The sequence below is a fragment of the Treponema sp. genome, from assembly GCF_017430385.1.
In the GTDB taxonomy this organism is placed as follows: Bacteria; Spirochaetota; Spirochaetia; order Treponematales; family Treponemataceae; genus Treponema_D.
Genome location: NZ_JAFRNB010000058.1, coordinates 1 through 20,097, shown reverse-complemented (window position 1 = coordinate 20,097; position 20,097 = coordinate 1). Strand labels below are relative to the sequence as shown.

Annotated in this window: 22 protein-coding genes; 4 read left to right on the top strand and 18 right to left on the bottom strand. The window is 46.0% G+C overall.

Features of this window, described 5'->3' with window-relative positions; all coding sequences use genetic code 11:
- Both IJJ71_RS04310 and IJJ71_RS04305 read left to right on the top strand, forming a co-directional pair.
- Positions 1–539: hypothetical protein (locus IJJ71_RS04310; protein ID WP_296845528.1), on the top strand; the 539-nt coding region annotated here is incomplete at its 5' end.
- 18 nt (positions 540–557) lie between these two features.
- Positions 558–1,865, top strand: a complete 1,308-nt coding sequence (locus tag IJJ71_RS04305) for an HD domain-containing phosphohydrolase (RefSeq protein WP_296845526.1) — start codon at positions 558–560, stop codon at positions 1,863–1,865.
- Positions 1,866–1,902: 37 nt separating this feature from the next.
- Here IJJ71_RS04305 and IJJ71_RS04300 read toward each other — a convergent pair whose 3' ends face one another.
- The 9 genes from IJJ71_RS04300 to IJJ71_RS04260 form a co-directional block, all read right to left on the bottom strand.
- Positions 1,903–2,385 carry a DUF188 domain-containing protein gene (locus IJJ71_RS04300; protein WP_296845525.1) on the bottom strand — a complete coding sequence of 161 codons (483 nt, stop codon included), beginning with the start codon at positions 2,383–2,385 and terminating at the stop codon, positions 1,903–1,905.
- Positions 2,385–2,720, bottom strand: coding sequence for a cell division protein ZapA (locus IJJ71_RS04295; protein ID WP_296845524.1), 336 nt, complete (start codon positions 2,718–2,720; stop codon positions 2,385–2,387). The genes IJJ71_RS04300 and IJJ71_RS04295 overlap by 1 nt, the downstream gene beginning before the upstream one ends.
- A 3-nt stretch (positions 2,721–2,723) precedes the next feature.
- On the bottom strand, positions 2,724–3,464 hold the full coding sequence (locus IJJ71_RS04290; RefSeq protein WP_296845523.1) for a cell division protein ZapB: 741 nt from the start codon (positions 3,462–3,464) through the stop codon (positions 2,724–2,726).
- A gap of 27 nt (positions 3,465–3,491) precedes the next feature.
- The gene (gene rplT, locus IJJ71_RS04285; protein ID WP_296845522.1) at positions 3,492–3,851 is read right to left on the bottom strand and encodes a 50S ribosomal protein L20; all 360 of its coding nucleotides are present in this window, start codon (positions 3,849–3,851) and stop codon (positions 3,492–3,494) included.
- Between the two features lie 25 nt (positions 3,852–3,876).
- Positions 3,877–4,080 (bottom strand): 50S ribosomal protein L35, encoded by a 204-nt coding sequence (gene rpmI, locus IJJ71_RS04280; RefSeq protein WP_296845521.1) that lies wholly within the window; start codon positions 4,078–4,080, stop codon positions 3,877–3,879.
- Between the two features lie 72 nt (positions 4,081–4,152).
- Entirely contained in the window at positions 4,153–4,674 is a 522-nt protein-coding gene (gene infC / locus IJJ71_RS04275; protein WP_296845520.1) for a translation initiation factor IF-3, read from the bottom strand.
- Between the two features lie 75 nt (positions 4,675–4,749).
- The gene (locus tag IJJ71_RS04270) at positions 4,750–5,586 is read right to left on the bottom strand and encodes an SAM-dependent methyltransferase (protein WP_296845519.1); all 837 of its coding nucleotides are present in this window, start codon (positions 5,584–5,586) and stop codon (positions 4,750–4,752) included.
- A gap of 45 nt (positions 5,587–5,631) precedes the next feature.
- Positions 5,632–7,056 (bottom strand): glycoside hydrolase family 3 N-terminal domain-containing protein, encoded by a 1,425-nt coding sequence (locus IJJ71_RS04265; protein ID WP_296845518.1) that lies wholly within the window; start codon positions 7,054–7,056, stop codon positions 5,632–5,634.
- A 21-nt stretch (positions 7,057–7,077) separates the two neighbouring features.
- The gene (locus tag IJJ71_RS04260; protein WP_296845516.1) at positions 7,078–7,248 is read right to left on the bottom strand and encodes a hypothetical protein; all 171 of its coding nucleotides are present in this window, start codon (positions 7,246–7,248) and stop codon (positions 7,078–7,080) included.
- Between IJJ71_RS04260 and IJJ71_RS04255 the strand changes: the two genes are divergently transcribed.
- Positions 7,247–8,110 (top strand): SDR family NAD(P)-dependent oxidoreductase, encoded by an 864-nt coding sequence (locus IJJ71_RS04255; RefSeq protein WP_296845515.1) that lies wholly within the window; start codon positions 7,247–7,249, stop codon positions 8,108–8,110. The genes IJJ71_RS04260 and IJJ71_RS04255 overlap by 2 nt on opposite strands.
- 109 nt (positions 8,111–8,219) lie before the next feature.
- On the opposite strand, the gene ftsA is transcribed toward IJJ71_RS04255, so the two are convergent.
- The 7 genes from ftsA to mraZ all read right to left on the bottom strand — a co-directional run bounded on the left by ftsA (position 8,220) and on the right by mraZ (position 15,189).
- On the bottom strand, positions 8,220–9,473 hold the full coding sequence (ftsA, locus tag IJJ71_RS04250) for a cell division protein FtsA (protein ID WP_296845513.1): 1,254 nt from the start codon (positions 9,471–9,473) through the stop codon (positions 8,220–8,222).
- Positions 9,466–10,335, bottom strand: a complete 870-nt coding sequence (locus IJJ71_RS04245; RefSeq protein ID WP_296845512.1) for a cell division protein FtsQ/DivIB — start codon at positions 10,333–10,335, stop codon at positions 9,466–9,468. Before IJJ71_RS04245 ends, ftsA begins: the two co-directional genes overlap by 8 nt.
- Entirely contained in the window at positions 10,328–11,494 is a 1,167-nt protein-coding gene (locus IJJ71_RS04240; RefSeq protein ID WP_296845510.1) for an FtsW/RodA/SpoVE family cell cycle protein, read from the bottom strand. The genes IJJ71_RS04245 and IJJ71_RS04240 overlap by 8 nt, the downstream gene beginning before the upstream one ends.
- Positions 11,491–12,978 carry a UDP-N-acetylmuramoyl-tripeptide--D-alanyl-D-alanine ligase gene (locus IJJ71_RS04235; RefSeq protein WP_296845509.1) on the bottom strand — a complete coding sequence of 496 codons (1,488 nt, stop codon included), beginning with the start codon at positions 12,976–12,978 and terminating at the stop codon, positions 11,491–11,493. Before IJJ71_RS04235 ends, IJJ71_RS04240 begins: the two co-directional genes overlap by 4 nt.
- 341 nt (positions 12,979–13,319) lie before the next feature.
- On the bottom strand, positions 13,320–13,607 hold the full coding sequence (locus IJJ71_RS04230; RefSeq protein ID WP_296845507.1) for a cell division protein FtsL: 288 nt from the start codon (positions 13,605–13,607) through the stop codon (positions 13,320–13,322).
- 98 nt (positions 13,608–13,705) lie between these two features.
- Positions 13,706–14,698: a 16S rRNA (cytosine(1402)-N(4))-methyltransferase RsmH gene (rsmH, locus tag IJJ71_RS04225; RefSeq protein WP_296845505.1), complete on the bottom strand. Its 993-nt coding sequence runs from the start codon at positions 14,696–14,698 to the stop codon at positions 13,706–13,708.
- A gap of 35 nt (positions 14,699–14,733) precedes the next feature.
- The gene (gene mraZ / locus IJJ71_RS04220; protein WP_296845503.1) at positions 14,734–15,189 is read right to left on the bottom strand and encodes a division/cell wall cluster transcriptional repressor MraZ; all 456 of its coding nucleotides are present in this window, start codon (positions 15,187–15,189) and stop codon (positions 14,734–14,736) included.
- Positions 15,190–15,330: 141 nt separating this feature from the next.
- Here mraZ and IJJ71_RS04215 point away from each other — a divergent pair, with 141 nt between their 5' ends.
- Positions 15,331–16,086, top strand: a complete 756-nt coding sequence (locus tag IJJ71_RS04215) for a DUF8091 domain-containing protein (RefSeq protein ID WP_296845501.1) — start codon at positions 15,331–15,333, stop codon at positions 16,084–16,086.
- Here the strand turns inward: IJJ71_RS04215 and IJJ71_RS04210 are convergent.
- Both IJJ71_RS04210 and IJJ71_RS04205 read right to left on the bottom strand, forming a co-directional pair.
- Positions 16,076–16,387, bottom strand: a complete 312-nt coding sequence (locus IJJ71_RS04210; RefSeq protein ID WP_296845500.1) for a hypothetical protein — start codon at positions 16,385–16,387, stop codon at positions 16,076–16,078. The two genes, IJJ71_RS04215 and IJJ71_RS04210, sit on opposite strands and share 11 nt — an antisense overlap.
- Before the next feature lie 27 nt (positions 16,388–16,414).
- A partial coding sequence (locus tag IJJ71_RS04205; RefSeq protein ID WP_296845499.1) for a SpoIIE family protein phosphatase occupies positions 16,415–20,097 on the bottom strand: 3,683 nt, incomplete at its 5' end.

The window sequence follows — 20,097 nt, the reverse complement described above, 5'->3', positions numbered from 1 at the left end:
GTTCAAAGAACTTTGTGTTGGCCGCTTGTTGTCAGCGGGTGAGAATGAATATACACCACCATTCATTTTGTGTCAACAGATTTTTTATTTTTTTTCAAAAATTTTTCACTTTTTTTTCCGGTTTTTTTTTCCGGGGGTTTTCCCCGGTTCCCGGCACGTTCCTTGAGGGGCGGCAGGCTCCTTTCCGTCACGGGAGGCCGCGGGGGATTTCCCCGCCACGCGGGCGCGGGGCGGGGAGCGCGAAGACGGGGGGCGCATGGCCGCCGGATGATGACGCGCGGGATTGGAGCGGCGCGCAGCGTGCCGCGGCGGCCATGCCGCGGGTGGAGGACCTGCCCGCAGCAGGAACGGACTGCCATGCAGAGCGGGGGGCTTCCCTGCCCCGCAGGCTGGCCCCGGCATGGGCGGCGCGGCATGGAGCCGGACGGCGGAACCGCGCAAAGCCCGGAGCACGCGGGGTCGCGCCATATATAGAAAAATTTTTAATTATTTCCAACGGGGTTTTCCTAGACTATTTAACACAATTAAATTATAATTAATTGGTTTAGGATATAAGTATGTCAAAAGTGCTAAACGCTGATAAACTACAAAAAGTATTTGAGACAGAAAAACTGCTCAACGAAATAAGGGATACAGACGTCCTTCTTGAAAGAATTCTCACCGAAGCCCGCTTAATCGCAAACGCGGACGCAGGTTCTATCTATGTCATTGAAGACAAGCAGCCGTCTTCGGTAACAGCGGCCGCTTACCATGATGAAGAGACTTTTTTCAGCTCAAAGCTTCTTCGAATCAAGTACGCGCAGAACGACACGCAGCAGAAAAACGCACGGCCTGGCTCAAAATCTCCTTATGTTTACTTTACTGTTCCTATAACAAAAAGCTCAATCGCGGGATATTGCGCCTGCACAGGCCAGACTCTCAACATCCCAGACGCTTACAATATCGGCGGAGACACGCCTTACACATTCAACAGCAGCACAGACATATCGACCGGCTACAAAACGGTCTCCATGCTCTCGGTTCCGCTCATCACGAGCAGCGGACAGACTCTCGGCGTAATTCAGATTATCAACGCGAAGGATGAGAACGAAAATGTAATTCCTTTCAGCGAAGAGTCCGTAGAATTCATCAAGCAGTTCGCTTCGAGCGTAACTCAGACTTTGGAGCATACATATCTTACAAGCAACATGATCAAGAGAATGCAGCGCATGGCCGAATTCCGCGATCCAAAAGAAACCGGAACCCATGTCGAGCGAGTCTCTGACTTTTCTCTTGAAATTTACGACCAGTGGGCGCTCAACCACAACATTCCGGTTGATGAGCGCACGAAATACAGGGATATTCTTAAAATCGCCGCAAAATGCCATGATTTGGGAAAAGTCGGCATCTCGGATGTCATCCTCAAAAAGCCGGGACCTGGCCGTTTCACCGACGAGGAAAGGGCAATCATGATGGGGCACACTTGCGTAGGAGCACAGCTTTTCACTGAGCCGGAGTCAGAGATTGATGTCATGGCACGGGAAGTCGCGCTTCGTCATCACGAATGGTGGAACGGAGACGAAAAAGGCTATCCTGGCAAAATCGATTTTGTCCGATACGAAATCGGGAAGCCAATCGAAAAGGCGGCTCCGGTAAAAGGCGAGGAAATTCCTCTCTCGGCCAGAATCGTCGCAATAGCAGATGTTTTCGATGCGCTGTCTCATGCGCGGGTTTACAAAGAGGCATGGTCGATTGACGATGCTTTCATGGAAATCCAGAGCCTTTCGGGCAAGCAGTTTGACCCGGAGCTTGTGCTTGCTTTCCTTGAGGTAAAAGACCGAATCATCTCAATCAACGCAGCTTACGAAAGAATGGGCAAAAACTAAAAAATCTGATTTTTTTGGGAAGACACGGGGGCACGGATTATCGTCGCTTCACATTGTAGATGTCGGCGATTATGTGTTTCTGGAGTTCTGTCTCAAAAAGCGTAGAAAATTTCTTCAATTCCTTGTCGCCGTAATAATTTCCTTTGTTGCCGCCCAAGCCAATCTCGGACATATTAAGACTGAATTCGCGCTCACGGAGCTTATCCTCAATGTTATCTTTTGAAAAAAGCACTCCCCTGTCGTTCATGACCGCAATGTTTTTCTCAACGAGGCGGGCCGCAAAGGGGATGTCGCGCGTAACAACGATGTCATTTTCTGATGTATGCTCAAAAATGTAATTGTCGGCGGCATTCTGATCCTTTTCGCAGACTATCATCTTTATGTTCTGATTTTTTGACTTGATTTCGTGATTCGCGACAAAAATAACCTGTACTTGTTTTGAAAGCGAGTGAGATACAAGAAAATCACGAGCTTTTGCAGGGAAAGAATCAGCATCAACCCATACGGAAAATTTAAACATTATGATTCCAAAGCCTTTTCGATTTTTTCTATCATCATTTTTGCGCGCCGTTCAGCCTCATTGCTTTCTTCTGGGTCGGAAAATATTCCGCCGACACCATTTTGGGCGGCATTTGCCTTTGAAAGCTGGGCCTTCGACTTTTCCTTATAAAGCTCGTCACAAAGCATGATTCCTGCGAGGGAAGAAATTTGAACTGGATTTTTCAAAACGCCGTTACGCTTGATGCGCTCAATGATTTTTTTGTAATACCAAAGGAGTTTCTGAAGATATTCATCATCCTCATTCACCTGAATTACAAAAGGCGAATTGAAGACATCGATTTGGAGTGAACCCATAGACTAGAAGATGTCGAACATTGGCTGAGCAGGCTGAGAGTGTGCGCCAGAGTCAATCTGAGGCTCCTGTGATGCGGCACCACCCTGCTGAACTGAATCAGGCTGCTGAGAAGAAGAATCTGACTCGCCGAATTCAAAGCCGATTTCAGGTGCGATTGACTCCGAGCCGACTGAATTTTCTGCAGGCTGCTCCAAAACAGGCTGTGATTGTACAGGCTCTGACTGTGGATGAGAAGCAGGAGCGACAGGAACTTCGATTTCCTGTGGTAATGGCTGATTTTGCTCAGTGACCGAGACCTCTGAGTGCTGAATTTGCTGATTTTGAGCCGGAACTGCTGGCTCAGAAGCCTTCATGCTGTCAAAAGACGGCTCGGCATTTTGAGGCTGTACCTGCGGCGTCTGTGGTACAGGCTGTTTTTTTTGTGCAGAAGCGACCTGCTCTGCAGGAACCTGCTCCTTTGGAGCCGCTTCCTGCGGAGCATAAACACTTTGAGCCGCCCCGCTGGCATGAAGAACGACATTCTCCACGGCATTGAGACGGCTCAAAGCCTTGAGGATTCCTTCTTCGATCTTGCTCTGGTCAGATTGGAAAGACGAGAACTGCTCCGATTTTGCGTTAAGCGCGTTTGAAAGCTCTGCAACTCTTGCTCGCAAAGCAGCGTTTTCCGCATTAAGCTGTTCGATTTTTTTAACAGCGCTCTCTACTCTTTCTTCCAACAACAGGACTTGATCGAATGAAATCATATTTTACTCCGATTTAGGACCTTTTACTTATGCCTCGAGAGCTTTTTTTGCAGCCTCAACGACTGCTTTGAAAGCTGCTGGCTCTTCGATAGCGAGGTTTGACAAAGCCTTGCGGTTGAGTGTGATACCTGCTTTTGTGAGACCATTGATGAAGCGTGAGTATGAGAGGCCTTCCTCGCGAACTGCTGCGTTGATACGAGCGATCCACAACTGGCGGAAGTCGCCTTTGCGGTCACGGCGGTCAACATAAGCATGGCGGAGAGCCTTTACAACAGCGTCTTTTGCTGCTTTGTAGTTTGTTCCACGGCGTCCTGTGAAACCGCTGGCAAGCTTAAGAATTTTTGCACGGCGGTTATTGCGTTTTGTTCCATCTATTGCTCTAGACATTCTTTACTCCTTATAACCTTTAAAATTAATTACCGTACGGCAGCAACTGTGTGCGAATTACTTTTGCTGAATCCTCAGAAAGGATGCCTGCGTGACGAAGATGCATCTTGCGTTTTGCTGATTTCTTCGTCAAGATATGGCGAAGGTTCATCTTCTTGTACTTAACTTTGCCTGTTGCAGTAAAAGAGAATCTTTTAGCTGCGGCTTTCTTTGTCTTCATTTTTGGCATTTTTGCCACCTCTTTGATTAACTAAAGTACTCCCCAACAAAAACTGTTTTGCGGAAGTTTTTGGACTTTAGGTTATTTGGCCTTGGCGTTCAATGTCATTGACATGAACCGCCCTTCCATTGCGGCAGGCTTCTCGATGGTGTATGAACCTTCGGTCAACCTTTTCAATACTTCGTTCAGAACATCGTAGCCGAGTTCGGTATGGGCAAGCTCACGACCGCGGAAACGGATAGTGACCTTAACCTTGTCGCCTTCGTCCAAGAATTCCTGAACATGCTTTGCCTTTGTATCAAGGTCGCCTGCGCCAATTTTTGGCTGCATACGGATTTCCTTGAGTTTAAGGGTTTTCTGGGCCTTGCGGGAATCACGGAGCCTTTTTTCCTGCTCGAACCGATACTTACCATAGTTAAGAATTTTACAAACAGGCGGATTTGCGTTTGGCGAAACTTCTACAAGGTCAAGATCGCGTTCTTTTGCAAGTTCAAGAGCCTCACGAGTGGGAACAATCCCGTTCTTTCCGCCCTCTTCGTCAACAAGCCTGACCTCTCGTACACGAATCTGTTCATTGATTCGTAAACCTTTTGTATCTGCCAACATTCCTCCTTGTGTTCGTAAAAAACACTATTGCAAATATGTTCTTGGATTGTATCAAAATAATGGCGGGTATGTCTAGTGATTCGCAGGGATTTTCTGCAACAAACAGAAGTATAACGGCCCAGCCCCGCCCGCTTTGTCTGGAAGGACATGTGCTCCGAATTCTGTTTTTTCGTATTCTGGAAGCTCGGACTGGGTGAAATTCTTGTAATTCAGAGAAATTTTTGGCTCACACAGTTTGGCATTGTCGAATTTTTTTAATAATTTTGCCACGACATTGTCATTTTCGTCAGGGGAAAGCGCGCATGTTGAATACAAAAGATAGCCTTCAGGGCGCAACATTCGCCATGCTGATGAAAGCAAAGCCCACTGAGCCATTGAAAGCGTTTTGATTCTTGACGGCGACCACTCAGAAAGATATTTCGGGTCGGCGAGCACATGCCGTTCGCTTGAGCACGGAGCGTCGAGCAGAATCGCATCGAATTTTTCTTCATTTTTTAGGCACATCTGCGCTCCGTCCTTACAGATTACTGTGACTCGCTCCTGAATTTCTGGCGGAAGACAATCACGCACGGTGTTCGCAAGGCGGTTCTTGCGTTCCGGGGAGCGTTCGTTTGAAAGAAGATTCGCTTCTGAGTTCATGTTTGAGGCCAGGACGAGAGTTTTTCCGCCCGGAGCCGCGCACAAGTCGAGGATGTCCATGGCATTTTCAAGCGGAAGTGAGACAGCCGCCCGAACTGAGGCCGAATCGAGGAAGTAAGGCTTTTCGCCGCCGGCTTTCCATTCGGCATAATCCGGCTCAAGTGAGAAAGATTCTTTTATTGACTGCCATCGCCCGTCGAAGAGATTTGAATAATAAGCCTCAAAACCTTCTGCTCCTGAAAGTTTTTTGTTACGGTCTTTTTGTTTCATAAAATTCCTTGTTTTTTTACGGATGAACTCAGATTAACGCAGATACTAATTGTACGCTGCCATTCCAGATTTATAATCCTCGTCGAATTTTTTGAGGTCAAAGTCCTCGTAGTTCGGATTTATTCTGACGGAGAAAGCTGGGACTGTCATTTCGGCTTCTTTCACCGAGCCTGCGGATTTCCGCTTATTATTTTTGTTTTCTTCCGTTGATTCAGAATTTTCTTTTGGAATTTCTTCTACTTCTTCCATCAAAAGGATTCCGGCTTTGATTTTGTAGCGGATAACATTTTTTACGGCACGGTCAATCTCTTTTGCGAAATTTTCATCAGTTTCTGCCTTTTCAAGAAGGATTTTTGCGACATGACCGAAGCGTTTTTCTGAGAGCATGATTACATCGACACCGGCATTGATTGCTTTGACGGCTGCCTCTTCGGGCGGATAACCATTTTTTGCGAGCGCGCCCATGAAAATATCATCGGAAATCACGATTCCCTGGAACATGCACTGAGTGCGGGCAACATCCGTGACCCAATGATGCGAGAAACAGGCTGGCATTTCAAATTCTTCGATATGCCCGCCCGAAACAGGCTTCATAATTGCGTGGCTCATGAGAACTCCGCTTGACTCCGGCAAAAGCTGCTCGAACGGCTTGATATAGTTTGCTAATTCAGACTCCTCGAAAGTGATTTTCGGAAGGCCGACATGGGGATCAACGCTTGAATTGCCCGGAAAATGCTTGAGCACGACACCGATTCCATTTTTTTCGTAAGATTCGACCGCAATTCTTCCATACAAGAGGACTTTTTCGAGATTTCCGAAAGTACGAGTGTCCAAAAAATCACGGTTGGAATCATTCTCAACCTCAACGACAGGCGCAAGATTCAAATGGAAGCCAAGATTTCGGATTTGGCGTGCCTGTGCGGAATAAAGCTGCTCCGCCCGCTCAGGTGTCAACGAATCGGCGATATTTTTTTGCCCCAAAAGCGTGCTTGTAAGCCCTCGGAGCCTGTTCACATCGCCGCCCTCCTGGTCAACGGCGACATAAGGCGGAACATTCTGGTTTTCAAGATAAAAATCGCGGATAGTTTTGATGAACTCGTAAGTTTCGAGCGGATCCTTTGAGACATTGTAAGAGAAAAGCAAAACTCCGCCTGGAACAAGAGGCATTCCCTCGCGAGATTTTCCATAAAGAACGCCTGTTTTTTCAACGGAATGGAATTTTTCATTTCCTTCAATATTTACTAGAAAAAGCTGTGACATACGAACTTCGTCAGAAAGAGAGGCGGCATAATCCTCGACGGCCTGATTTTCGGCTCTTTTTACGGCAGCGGCATATTTCAGTTTTGCAACAACACTGTCAACCTCTGGCGCATATTTATTGTATTTTTTGACAGCACGGACAATGCTAAAAATTGAACCGATAATTAGTAAAACAAAAGAAAGAATCAGAAGCGAAGTATGTTTTTTCATGCTTTGATTTTAATAGAAAATTCACGCGCTGGATAGTAGCCACGGCAAAGCCGGCCACAAGCTGAACGAGCCAAGAGAGTGAGTGCGTGGCTGGAGCGAAAGCGGAATGGCGAATAGCTGAACGAGCACGACAACGAAAGTGCTCGCAGTTGCAAGTTGATTCGCGCAAAATTTATGATATAATCTTCTCATGCGAAAAATTACGATTATAACTGGGGCAAGCTCTGGAATGGGAGCGGAATTTGCCCGGCAGATTGCAAATAACACTGAAAGCTCTGAAATCTGGCTTTTTGCCCGCAATAAGGAAAAACTGGAGTCAGTGCGGAACGGAATTCTGGGAATTGAGCAGGAAAACGAAAAACGGAAAACGGAAAACGGAAAGCAAGAAAGTGAAAGCTACGCCATTCACGATTTTCCGCAAATCAAAGTTGTGCCGATGAATCTTTCGGGGAAAGAGGGCGTCACACTTTTTAAGACTTTCCTTGCTACCGAAAAAATTTCCGGCGGTTTTGAGATTGATATGCTCGTAAACAACGCTGGATTCGGAACTTACGGAGAATTCGCAACGACTCCGCTTGAAAAAGAACTGGAGATGATTGATTTGAACTGCACGGCTTTGACAGGACTCTGCGGTGCGGTTTTGCCTTACATGCACAAAGGCTCTTCGATTATCAATGTCGCTTCTCTGGCGGCTTTTCTGCCTCTGGGGAATTTCGCTGTTTATGCCGCGACAAAGGCTTATGTTCTCTCATTCTCAGTCGCGCTTGCGGCGGAGCTAAAGGACAAGGGAATCAAAGTTTCGGCTCTCTGCCCTGGAAGCGTAAGCACGGATTTTGCAAATGTGGCCTCAAACGGAGCTAGAAAAGAAGTTCTTAACGGAAAAAACCCGGTTATGGTCGTGGCTCACTGCCTCAAAAAAGCAAAACGAGGAAAGAAAATAATTTTGTGGGCAAAAAAATGGAAATTCACGGCATTCATGAGCCGCTTTATAGGGCGGTACCTGGGCGCAAGATATACATTCAAGTACAACAAACGCCCTAGCGAGTGGCGTTGAAAACGCAAAAACGCTTGAGAAGCGTTTTTAACGAGTCTCGTTCGAAGCTGTGCTTCGAGCGCTAGCGAGTGGCGTTGAAAACGTAAAAACGCTTGAAAAGACAGCAGCGTTAGAAGAATTTTTTCAAAAATTTCTGGAACGCGCTGTCGCCCTGCCGTTTCGGCTCCGCAATCTCACGCTTTTTCGTGTGTTTTTTTTCGAGCTGCGCATGGTCTTTGTGCGCCATAATCAGGCCAACGGCCGTCGCGTACTCAGGCACACGGTATTTTTCTTCCATGCCGCCCATTTTCTGCGGGTAGCCGAGACGAACTGAAGAAGTTCCGAACACGCTCTGAGCCATTTCGACGGCACCGTTAAGCTGTGCTCCGCCGCCAGTCAGGATGATGCTTCCTGAGAGCTGCATGGCCGAAAGTCTGCGGGCAATTTCATCCCGAACCATCGTAAAGATTTCTTCCATTCGAGGATAAATAATCTGGCACAACTCGACTTTTGTCGTAAGCTCTGTGCTTCTGCTTCCGAATCCAGGAATCAGAACTTCCGCATTCTCATTTTCGACAAGAGGAAGCCAGCAGCAGCCGTTCTCAACCTTGATTTTTTCTGCTGTGGAATTTGGAATTCCTTTTACAATCGCAATGTCATTTGTGACAAGATTTCCGCCAATCGGGATTGAGCAAGTGCAAATCGGAGCATCATTCAAAACGACGATGACATCAGTTGTTCCGCCACCAATATCGATAAGAATCGAGCCGAGTTTCTTTTCATCATCAATCATTACGGCTTCGGTACAAGCCAAGGTTTTTAGCATAACCTCGTCGAGCTGATAATTTGCCTGCTCAACACAGGTCGTGATGTTCTGCACGGCCGTCCTGCTCGCGGTGATAATATGGACATCAGCCTCAAGACGAATCGCAATATTATTCAGAGGATTTTTGAATCCGTCCGTGCCGTCGATTATGTACTGCTGAGGAATTACATGGAGCAATTTTCGGTCAAGAGGAACTTTTATTGAATTCGCGCAATCGATTACGCGCTTAACATCGTCCTCGTTGATTGCCCGTTCGCTTTTTCCGTAAGAAGAAATCGCAACCTTGCCGCGTGAATTGATGCTTTCAATCTGAACGCCGCCAATTCCTGTAACGCAAGACTGAACTTCAAGGCCTGTATTCTGCTCTACTTCATCTATGACTTCATGAATGCACTGTTTTGTAGCCTCGATGTTTACGATTGTACCGTTACGAAGGCACCCGCTCGAAGGCTTTTTTGCGACATCAACAATTTCGACAGATTTATCGTCATTTACAACGCCGATTACGGCCCGCACGAAGCATGTTCCGATGTCAAGACCAACAACTATGTTACTCAACGAATTCTCCTGTTTGTTGATGAAGTGTATCAGATTTCGTCCGGTAAGTCACTGAGCCGTAGCGAAGGTCAATTTCCTCCACATCAGGTTCAAGCGCATTCACGACATCAAGTGCGACCATCATGTACTGCAAAGATTCTTCGTTAAGCTGGCGGCCCGTAAGAATCCTTGTTCTTGAATGAATCGGGTACAAAACCAGCTCGTAGTTTCCATATTCCTTTGGAATGACATGAATCTCGGAAACAGCCGCAAAATAGTTCTGTGAAAGCGAACGAATTTGGTCAATCTGCTCCATCAAAGCACGATACTTTTGAGGAATTCTCATTCCCTCTGGTATATTTTCGACAGGAATTCCAGAAATTAAAGGAAGAGATGAATCCGAATTTACTAAATTTGAAGAATTTACCGTTCCGTTGAAGAGGACTCCGTTCTTGTCAATCTCAACAGGAACAGTCCGGCCATTTGAGGAAACAAAAGTCATAGCGACAGGCTTGCGCTCGTTCACATGGATGTGGACTTTGTTCGGGAATCTTTTTGAAATCTGAACGCTCTCGACACCCGGAACTGACATTACGAGAGACTTTGCCTCACTGGTGCTGAAATTCATGAATTTTTTGTTCAGACACTGAGAAATTACGCCGTTCATGCTCTCTTTTGAATATGAGGAAAGGCCGCTCCACGAAACCTCGACTTTATCAAGGCACGGAACGACAAAAAAATACACGCAGAGTTCACACAAGAGCAAGATTCCAAAAACAGCAGCGAAAATCTTGACAGCATTCAGTTTTGAATCAGACACCACTTTCTTCCTTCTTCCGTGGACTTCAAAATTCTCAAATCCCTGAATCACAAAATCACTCATAAATTAACTCCTCCATTTCTATATCGTCATTTGGCCCGATTTCATTACGCGAAGCATTCACTAAAAATCCGCAGGTCGCCAGGGTAAACAAAATTGACGAACCACCCGAAGAAAAGAACGGAAGCGGAATGCCGGTCGTTGGAATCACGCCGCCGACAACAGCGACATTCATCACGGACTGTGCGACAATCGACACGATAAACCCGAAAGCAGCAATCGAAGCGAACCGGGTTTTGGCCGTAAGGGCGCAATGCAGCCCACGCCAGGCGAACAAAATCAGAAGCGCGAAATAAATCAGCACCCCGAAATATCCCATTGACTCTGCCCAGCCAGCAAAAATATAGTCAGACTGAATTTCAGGAATTGAATTGATTCGGGAAAGACCTGAGCCAAGCCCCTGCCCCCAGAATCCGCCGGAAGAAATCGCACGACGAGCAGCATAGGTCTGATAATTCAAAGTCTGCAAATAACTGTCCTGATCCAAAAATCCGATGATTCGGTTCAGGCGGTAAGGCTCCAGGAATACAAAAAGCGCGCTCAAAGGAACGATAATCGACATCACCGGAACGAGCCAGAAAATCTTTGAGCCACTCGCAATAAAAAGCAGAATCGCAAGGGCGGCAACAAAAACTGATGTCGAAAGGTCGGACTGCATAGCAATCGAACCAATCATAACGAAGCTCACGAGAACGGCCGGAAAAACAGTCTTGTCGAACGAATCGATAATTTTAGCCTGTTTCTCAAAATAATTCGCGAGATAAAGCACAATCACGAATTTCACCATCTCGGAAGGTTGGAAAGTCGTGAAACCGAGCCGAATCCAGCGGCGCGCACCGTTACGCTCAATTCCAATGCCAGGAATAAAAGTCATTATTGAAAGAAGAAGCGAAATCACCACCATGAGAGGAAGGAAACGCTTGATTGTGTCAAGATTGAATGTCGCGAAGACGATGAAGAGCATGAATCCCAGGCATGAGCTTATCATCTGCCTTTTTACGAAATAAAGGTCATCGCCAAAAGCCCTCATTCCGTAGTTGCCAGAACACACATAAAGCGTGAACATACCGATTCCCCAGAGCAAAACGGAGATGAGTATCAATGAGATGTCGCACTTTTTGTAATTCTCCAGAGGTCGGTCGGCAACAATGCTGAAATTCACGACTCGCCCCCCATTCCAATCGGAGGCAGAATCCGCTCCAAGCCCATTCCACGAGAGCCTTTGAGCAGAATCAGGTCGCCGGCTTCTGCAAATTCATTTATTTCTTTTGCGGTATCGTTGATTGCCGCCTCATCTTTGTTTCCGATATAAATCAAGCGGACCGAAGAAATTTTTCCGTCCGTAAGGGATTCTTTTTTCTGAGCGATTTCGACTGCTTTCTCAAAGGCGTAGTTCATCTCAAAGCCGAAGAAAATAATCATGTCGGCATCAGAATAAAGTGCCTTCTCGCCTATTTTTGCGTGCTCCTTCTCAGACTCTTCTCCAAGCTCCAGCATGTCACCGAGAACATAGATTTTTTTGCCTTCAATTTTGGTGTCAGCGCACAGGTCGAGTGCTTTTTCCATTGAGTCAGGATTTGCGTTGTAGCAGTCCTCAAGGACGGTGAATTTTCCTTTTTTAATCGTTGAGCGGCCACCGAGAGGTTTTAGGCTTTCGATTCCGGCCTTAATCTGCTCGCCGGTGCATCCAAGTTTCTTCGCAAGCGCAATCGCTCCGAGCGCGTTCAGGAAATTGTATTTTCCAGGAAGTGAAAGCCGCATGAGAACGCCGTCAACTGCGAACACAGTGCCCAAAAGTCCTTCATCCGCGACGACTTTAACGCTCTCATCGCAACCAAGACCGTATTTTACGACCTTGCCTTTCACGCCTTTTTCGAGGAAAGAAGCAAAATCGTCTTTTTCAGGGATAAAAGCTGCCCCGAATGAATCTATGTAATTGAAAATCTTTTTCTTTTCGTTCGCAATGTTCTGCCGGCTGCCCAAAATGCCGATGTGAGCCGTGCCAATGTTCGTGATAATCGCATAATTCGGCTTGAAAACTTCGGCAATCTCGCCAATTTCGTTCACGCGGTTCATTCCCATCTCAAAAAGTCCAAGCTCATGCTCAGGACGGATATTGAAGACAGAGAGAGGAAGCCCGGTCTCTGAGTTGAAGTTGCCTTTTGTGGCAATCACAGAGAATTTCTGACGGAGAATTGAAGCCGTAATTTCCTTAGTCGTTGTTTTGCCGCTTGAACCAGTCACAGCACAGCGAATAAGACGCGGAAACTTACGGACATACGCTTCGGCAGCTTTCTGCAGCGCGCGCATTGTGTTCTCCACCAGAATAAAAGCTACATTTTTGTTATCGGCGGCCTGTCTCTTCAAGCCGTCAAGGAGATTTTTAGATGTTTTTTTTGAAACAAAAACGGCAGACGCGCCTTTTTCAAGTGCAGAAGGAATATAGGAATGCCCGTCCTGGAATTCACCGATGAGGGGAACAAAGAGAGATTTTTCCGCGACAAGCCGGCTGTCAGTTTGCACGCTCGTGAAGCAAAAGTTCCCAGAATCAAAATTCTGATTCAAAAGAACTCCTCCCACCGCTTCAAGAGTTTCTGACAATTTCAAGAGACTTTCTATATTTTCGACACTTTTTGCGTCTGTCATTTTTCACTCCAAGTTTTTTTTAACCACAGATTACACAGATTACACTGATTAAAGTTTTGATATACGAAATTCTTTCGTAAAAATACGAATGATTTTCGTATTAACACATTCCTCATCTGTGACATCTGTGTAATCGGTGGTTTATTTAATTTCCACCCGAACGATATCTTCGCTCTTTGCCTTGTGCATTCTCCGAACAAAAAATCCTTCCGTGGATTTTTTGATTCGCACGAGAATTTTCTTTCAGAAAATTCTCTCTTTGCTTTTACACCGCATCCGTGCGGTGCTTTTCCCTACACAAAGCGAAGGTCGTTAGACCTAAGCAAATCCGTGTGTTTTTTTCACTTTATCTCAACCCTTACGATATCCTCACTCTTCGCTTTGTGCATACCGAGTTCTTCTTCCGCGATTTTTTCGATTCGGTCGGAGCTGGAAAGAAGGCTGATGTCGGAAATCAGCTTTCGGTTCTGCTCTACGATTTCGATCTGCTTTGCCTCAAGCTTGGCAAGCTCGGATTTGAGTTTGGCATAGCGATGCGCCTGAAACGCGTCCAGGGCGAGCAATAGCGGAATCAATATGACCGAAGCATAGGCCACGAAGCGAAGTTTTGTGTCATGTTTAATCCTCATTTTCCTCTCCTCTGTTGCACGGATGCAACAATATGCGAGTTTTACGCCTTGCGGAAAACTCGGCCCCAATGAAATTACATGAATGTAATTTCATTGGGCTACATTGCCTCCTGCTCAATAGCAAGTTTGTGCATTTCGGTCGCGTCACGAAGCTTTCGGACCACGCGGAGCTTTGCGCTTCGGCTCGGCGAATTCGACTTCACCTCTTCGCTAGTCGGCTCAACCGGCTTTCTGGTCAAGATTTCGGCACAAGGCTCACCGCCGCAAGTGCACTGAGCCTGCTGTGGCGGGCATATACACTTTTTGCCGAGATTTCGGAAATAATTCTTAACGATGCGGTCTTCGAGCGAATGGAATGTAATCACGCCCAGTTTTCCGCCGACGGCAAGGACATTGAAAGCATCGTGAAGAGCCTGTGGAAGCCTGCGCAGCTCGGAATTCACCGCAATCCGCAGGGCCTGGAAAGTGCGCGTTGCCGGATGGATGTTTCCGTGCTTGTAATTGCCGGGAACCGCGTTGTAAATGATTTCCGCAAGCTGTTTTGACGACTCAATTTTGCCGCCAGCGCGAGCCTCAACAATCGCATGAGCAATTCTCCGGCTCATTTTTTCATCGCTGTAAAGATAAATCATGTTGGCAAGCTCTTCCTCTCGCCATGTATTCACAATGTCAGCCGCGCTCTCACCTTCCTCAAAATTGAGGCGCATATCAAGCGGCTCGTCGTAGCGGAATGAGAATCCGCGGCCAGATTTTTCGTAGTGATAGACCGAAATTCCAAGGTCAAAAAGGATGATGTTCGGTTTTTCTTTATCTGAAGGATAATTTGCGTAGAATTCGTTGAACCAGCCGTTGTAAAAATCCATGCGGTCGCCGTAAACAGAAAGGCGTTCGCGTGCACGAGCCTGAATCGTTTTGTCGCGGTCGAGTCCTAGAATATGAAGATTTGGGAATTTAGACAAAAATGCGTTTGAGTGGCCGCCTTCGCCAAGAGTCGAGTCAATCATAAAAGCATTTTTTTCAAACGGTTCGTTGACAGGGCTTAAATAAGACAAGCACTCTCCAAGCAGAACCGGCGTGTGAACAATCTCCAACTTTCTTATCCCACTTTTTTTTAATCTGTGTTTTTTTAGAAACTTATGCTGCTCAAAGCTTCTGCTGCTTCCTTGAGGGAATCTTCATTCTCACCGAGGTACTTAGCGTAAGCTTCTGCATCCCAAAGTTCCATGTATTTGTTGATTCCAAGAATAACGCAATCCTTGGAAAGATGAGCGTACTCGCGTAGGCTCTGCGGGATAGAAAGGCGGCCGGCCTTATCAAGCTCCACTTCCTGAGCCGGAGCGATAAAGTGACGAAGCACGAGAGAATTTCGCGCATTGAAAGGAGATGCTGTCTCCATAATCTTTGACGAAATATTTTTCCATTCATTGAGAGTATAAAGCCATAAACAGTGGTCGAAGGACTGTGTAATGATGAGAACATTTTTGTCTGATTCTGCAAACAATTCGTTTCGCAAGCGCATCGGAAAAAGGATTCGCCCCTTTTCGTCAAGCGTGTTGCGGTACTCACCAGTTAACAGCTCCATACCACTATTTACCACTTTACCCCACAATTTCCCACTTAGTTACTATTTTATCCCCCAAAATTACTAAAGTCAACAGAAAAAATGCCGATAATTGAGAGTTTTTTTTGAAAAAAATCTTAAACTGTGATAATCTGAGGAAAAATGATAAACACTTACAACGAATCGAATCTTCATGCGACACTCAAAAAAATCTACGCGCTAGAATCAAACGGAACGATGGAAGTAAAACTGGACGATACGCCGTGGATTTGTGACATTCTTGACGAGAACGGAAACGCAATTGAGATTCAGACTTCAAACCTTTCCGCGCTCACGGAAAAAGCCGAGTACATTCTGGAGACCGGCCGCAAGCTCAGAATCGTGCACCCGATAGCCGAAAGCAAGTGGATTGAGCTTTACGACACGAACGGAGAACTTTTGCACAGAAAAAAAAGCCCGAAAAAAGCAAGTTTTTACGATTCGCTAAGGGGAATGACTCAGATCTGCACGCTTTTTCTGAACGTGAATCTGGAGCTTGAAATTCTGTACTGCGAGATAAGTGAGCTCAGGCGGAAAACGGCCGGACTTTCCCAGAACCAGACGAAAACCCGCCGGCATCTAAAGGACTGGGTTCCGATGGGAAAAAGGCTCGAAAAAATTACAAGAAAAGAAAGGCTCAACCAGAAGGAAGACTGGAAAAAACTGATTCCAGAAAGCCTGAGAATCAAAAACGAAGATGGCTCCGCCCCGAAATTTAGGGCGTGTGACTTAACCAGAGAGCTTAAAAAAGAAAAAGGAGCGAAGACCGCAAGATGGTCAACGCTCCTTATCTGGATTTTAGTAAAAATGCAAATCCTAAAAATCACCGAGGTGAAAGGAAGAAGCAAATTTTACTCAGTGCTAACTGCTACTTGCTAACTGCTAACTTTTCTTCCCTTTCTGCGATTTCTTTTTGGGCATTTTTGATGCTTTCGAGGATTTTTGCTACATTCTCGTCGTTTTTAGCCAAGGATTCGGCATTGTCTTCGGTAAAAACCTTGAAAGCAAGTTCTCCGAGAGCAGCCTTGTCTTTTTTAATCTGAGACTTGAACTGCTGGATTTCGATTTTGAGAACGCTCTCGTCACCGAATTTGGATGCTGCCTTGCCCGCCTTTCCCAAAGCCTCTTTTGTGGCGGCAAGCCCTTTATCAAAATATCCTTTCAAATCATCTTTAGTCATAAAATAACTCCTGCATTAAATTATAACTCACATTTTTTTAATTGCAAGCAAAGTAAGGTCGTCGGCCTGAACATCTTCGCTCACGCCGGTGTAATAGACATAGTTCGTCTCGCCCTCATCAACCTTGTTCACGCAATAATAATCGTAGCGGTTGAAGTATTTTTGCAGGAACGCGTCGATTTTGCGGTCAATTTTGATTCCGTCGCCCGAAACCTGAATGACTGTCTTCATTTTGCCGTCCAAATCCATCTCCGTTTTCTCGACTTTTCCCTGAGAGCCGGGCTTTTTGTACATTCGGAAGACTTTTTCGACAGCCGTAAGCGCGATAATTGCTTCCTCGATAGTGCCCTCGCATTTCGTAAAATCAAATTCAAGTTTTTCGTCAGCAATCGGGGCATGGTAGCGTTTGAGGACATATTTTTTCTTGTTCAGGACGCACTCGATGATATCCTGAACCCGTGCAGGCTCCATCTGTTCGCTCTGCTCGCCCTTTTTGTGCGTGCCGTGAATCTCACCTTCTTTCAAGCCGCTCTCGTCACAGGCGACAATATCAAAGTCAGAATTGCGGAAGAATCTCGTGGATTCCTCAATGCCGTCAGTGTAGAGGAAAAGGACATCGTTCGGTTTGAGCTTGATTTTCTCGACCTTGTAGCCGCCCTTCATTTCAACCATAAAGCTAGGGAGCGGGCCGGCGGCAGGGGCTTCATGGAGAGTAATCACCTTGATTTTTCGTTCGGCGGAGTCAAAGATGCGCAGAATGTTGTCGCCCGCGTTGCATGTGTAGACATCGCCGGTCTTTGTGTCGAGCAAACAAATCATCATCGCCGCGAATTTGCCCCGTAAACCCAGGGATTCGATGAAGTCATTTATGTCCGCGGCAAGGAGATTGAGCTTGACTCCGTTTTTCTCGAATTTCCAGCTCGCAAAATAACGGCGGAAAATTGTTGCGACAATCGTCATGATAAGCGCAGCCGGAACTCCGTGGCCTGAAGCATCGCATTTTATGATTGCATACCAGCGCTCATCGAGTTTTTTGTAATCAAAATAGTCACCGGAAACAGCATCGGTTCCCTCGTAATATCCGTAGAGCTGGATTTCCTTTTCCTTAAGCTCGGCGACGGTCTCTTTTTCAGCACCTTCGCTTACAAGGGGAATGAAAGCCTTCTGAACCGCCTGTCCGTCAAGGTTCATGATGTTCATTTCGGCAGCCTCGGCCCGAGCCTTTGCTTCCTCAGCCTGTGCACGGGCAGCCTTTTCACGCTCAACAGCAGCCCTTTCAAAGGCAATTTTTGCCCTTTCCTCATCCCTTGCGCCCTTTACGAGACCTTTTGTCATCTCGTTTACTGAGTCTCCGAGCGTACGAAGTTCGTCATGGGAAGTGATTTTAATCTCAACTCCGTCAAGGAGAAGCTTGTTCTTCGTCTCGGTGATTTTTTTAACATGAGATACAATTCTCTGAATCGGGAAAACAATAATGGAAGAAAGAGCAAATGCTGATATAAGCGCAATAATTGCCGCAACAACGCCAGCAACAAGAGCGATTGAGAGGACGATTTTTCTGGACGCATTAATCTGACTGACAAGCGTATCCGTAGAGACTTCCATTATAATCATTGCCTGCAGGAGGTTGTCCCTGTTCTGCCCTTTCTGGTAAATAACAGGCCAGTAAAAATGATACTCTGTCACGTTTCTGTCAAGTTTCTCGTCTGACATCGCAGGATAGGAATCATACTGGGAAGCCGAGAATTCATTGAGTTTCCTGAAGATAAGGTTAGAATTATCGCCTGTCGTATGAGACAAATCATCGACGATTTTAAGGGCCTTTTCATTCAGTTCCTCACATTTTTTCCTGTAAAAATCATCCGTCCACTCATAACGAACCGTTCCCGCGTCAAAGAACCCTGTATTTATCTTGCTGTTTATATTCTCATCATTAGTTGCCCATACATAATCCATCGGGCGGCTTCCGTCTGTTAAGGCCTGGCCGTCAATCTCAAAACTAAAAATGGTGGCACATTTAGCTTCATCAAAATTGTCGGTCTGATTTACGATTGCCCCTATCTCAACGATTTTCTCACGTCCGTCATCAAGATATGACTGAACTCCGCTCGACATATTTCCCATCACGGTCTTAACGCGGTCTTTCAGGCCGGAAATCAAAATCTTTTCCTGGGTCTTGGACATCTGATAACCGATTGCGACGGCAACTCCTGCCACAATCAGAAGGAGCAGGCTCGTGATTGAAAGCCCGAATTTAAGTTTCAGAGAGACCTTTACTTTCAGTTTTGCCTCAATTCTATCGATATCTTCTTTTTCCATATATTCTCCTGTCAGGATTGACGAAACCTCTTTCTTAATTTTAAGCACATCCCGTGCAGTGACAATAATGCCTCTTGTACACACCATGGTTCCGAACAGAATCATAAGCATCACAAAGATGAAAAGAATCCTGTCGGTGTTCACACTGTACTTTGAAGCAATTTCCGGCAGTGAAAACCATTCTGGCTCAAAATTGTATTGTTTTTCGTATTTGACCGTTCCGTTCTCACCTATCACAAGGTTGTTCTTCCATGTCGAAAGACCACGCTCCGAATGACGGATTTGAACGGAGTAGCTTCCAGATTTCATTCCGTCTATTTTGATTCCAGAGATTTTTTCATTGTCACCCTTAAGTTTTTGAATCGAGAAATCCCCGGTGTTTTTCCTAAAGATGAATTTTTCGCCGCCAGGTTTTCGAGTCAGCATGACTTCAGAAATTTCACCGTCGTATGAGAATTCCTGACCAGTAATTTCAATCGAGACATTTCCCAAGTCATCCGGTACTGCCGTGACATTCCGAATCATCGTTGCGGCCTTGTACTTGTTTAAAAATACCCAGATATTTTCAGGTTCTCCAGCGTTTCCAACAGAGTCAATCGCACGAACCGAGAATACATAAAGTCCGTTGTCACGGTTTCTGAAAGATGCAGAAGCTGAAGCCGAATTGATTTTGGAAGAAGGAAGTTTTGCCTTTGACTCATTTTCAGCGTTTGCTTCAATAATCGAAGAAAGCAGTTTTTCAGATTCCTCAGGCGTAAGAGCCAGTTTCCGTGATTTTGTGACGGTAAGGCTTTTATCAATCGGCGCAATTTTTGTGAGGGTCCATGAATACCCGGCAACATCATCAGTCTCTTCTATATTTTTCTGCCATGAAAAAGAAACATCATTCGAAGAAGCAAATCCCCATTCATCCCTGTCGAAGTAAATCTGCGAAAGTCTCTTTGGAGGAGTTCTGTCCAGGTAATATTCAAGGCTTGCAGTTTCAGACCAGTTTCCGGCCTTGTCAAGCACCCGTGCCTTAAAGTAAATAATCGCATCATCCTCGGAATCAGAAGAAATTTTTGCAGGAATCAGATTATCGCCAATATTTTTGAACTGCGGTGAAAGGCTGCTTTTTTCAGGCTCGGCATTCTTGTCGTCAGTCCAGATTCCGCTCCAGCCGGCAATTCCAGAAACATCATCAGGCATCACGACCTTGACCACAGGATTTGTTTCGCTTCCGCGGCTGCCAATCTTGAAATTTTTTGCCACAAACAAAGGCTTTTTGACCTTGTAATCCTGACAGAGCATTGAGATTGAGCAGGCCTTGTCGTCGGTCTGCCATGCGAGACATAGCGAGGAATTTTCTGCGAGGACGAAAGCGCAAGGGAAAGCAGATGAAATCTTGTTGC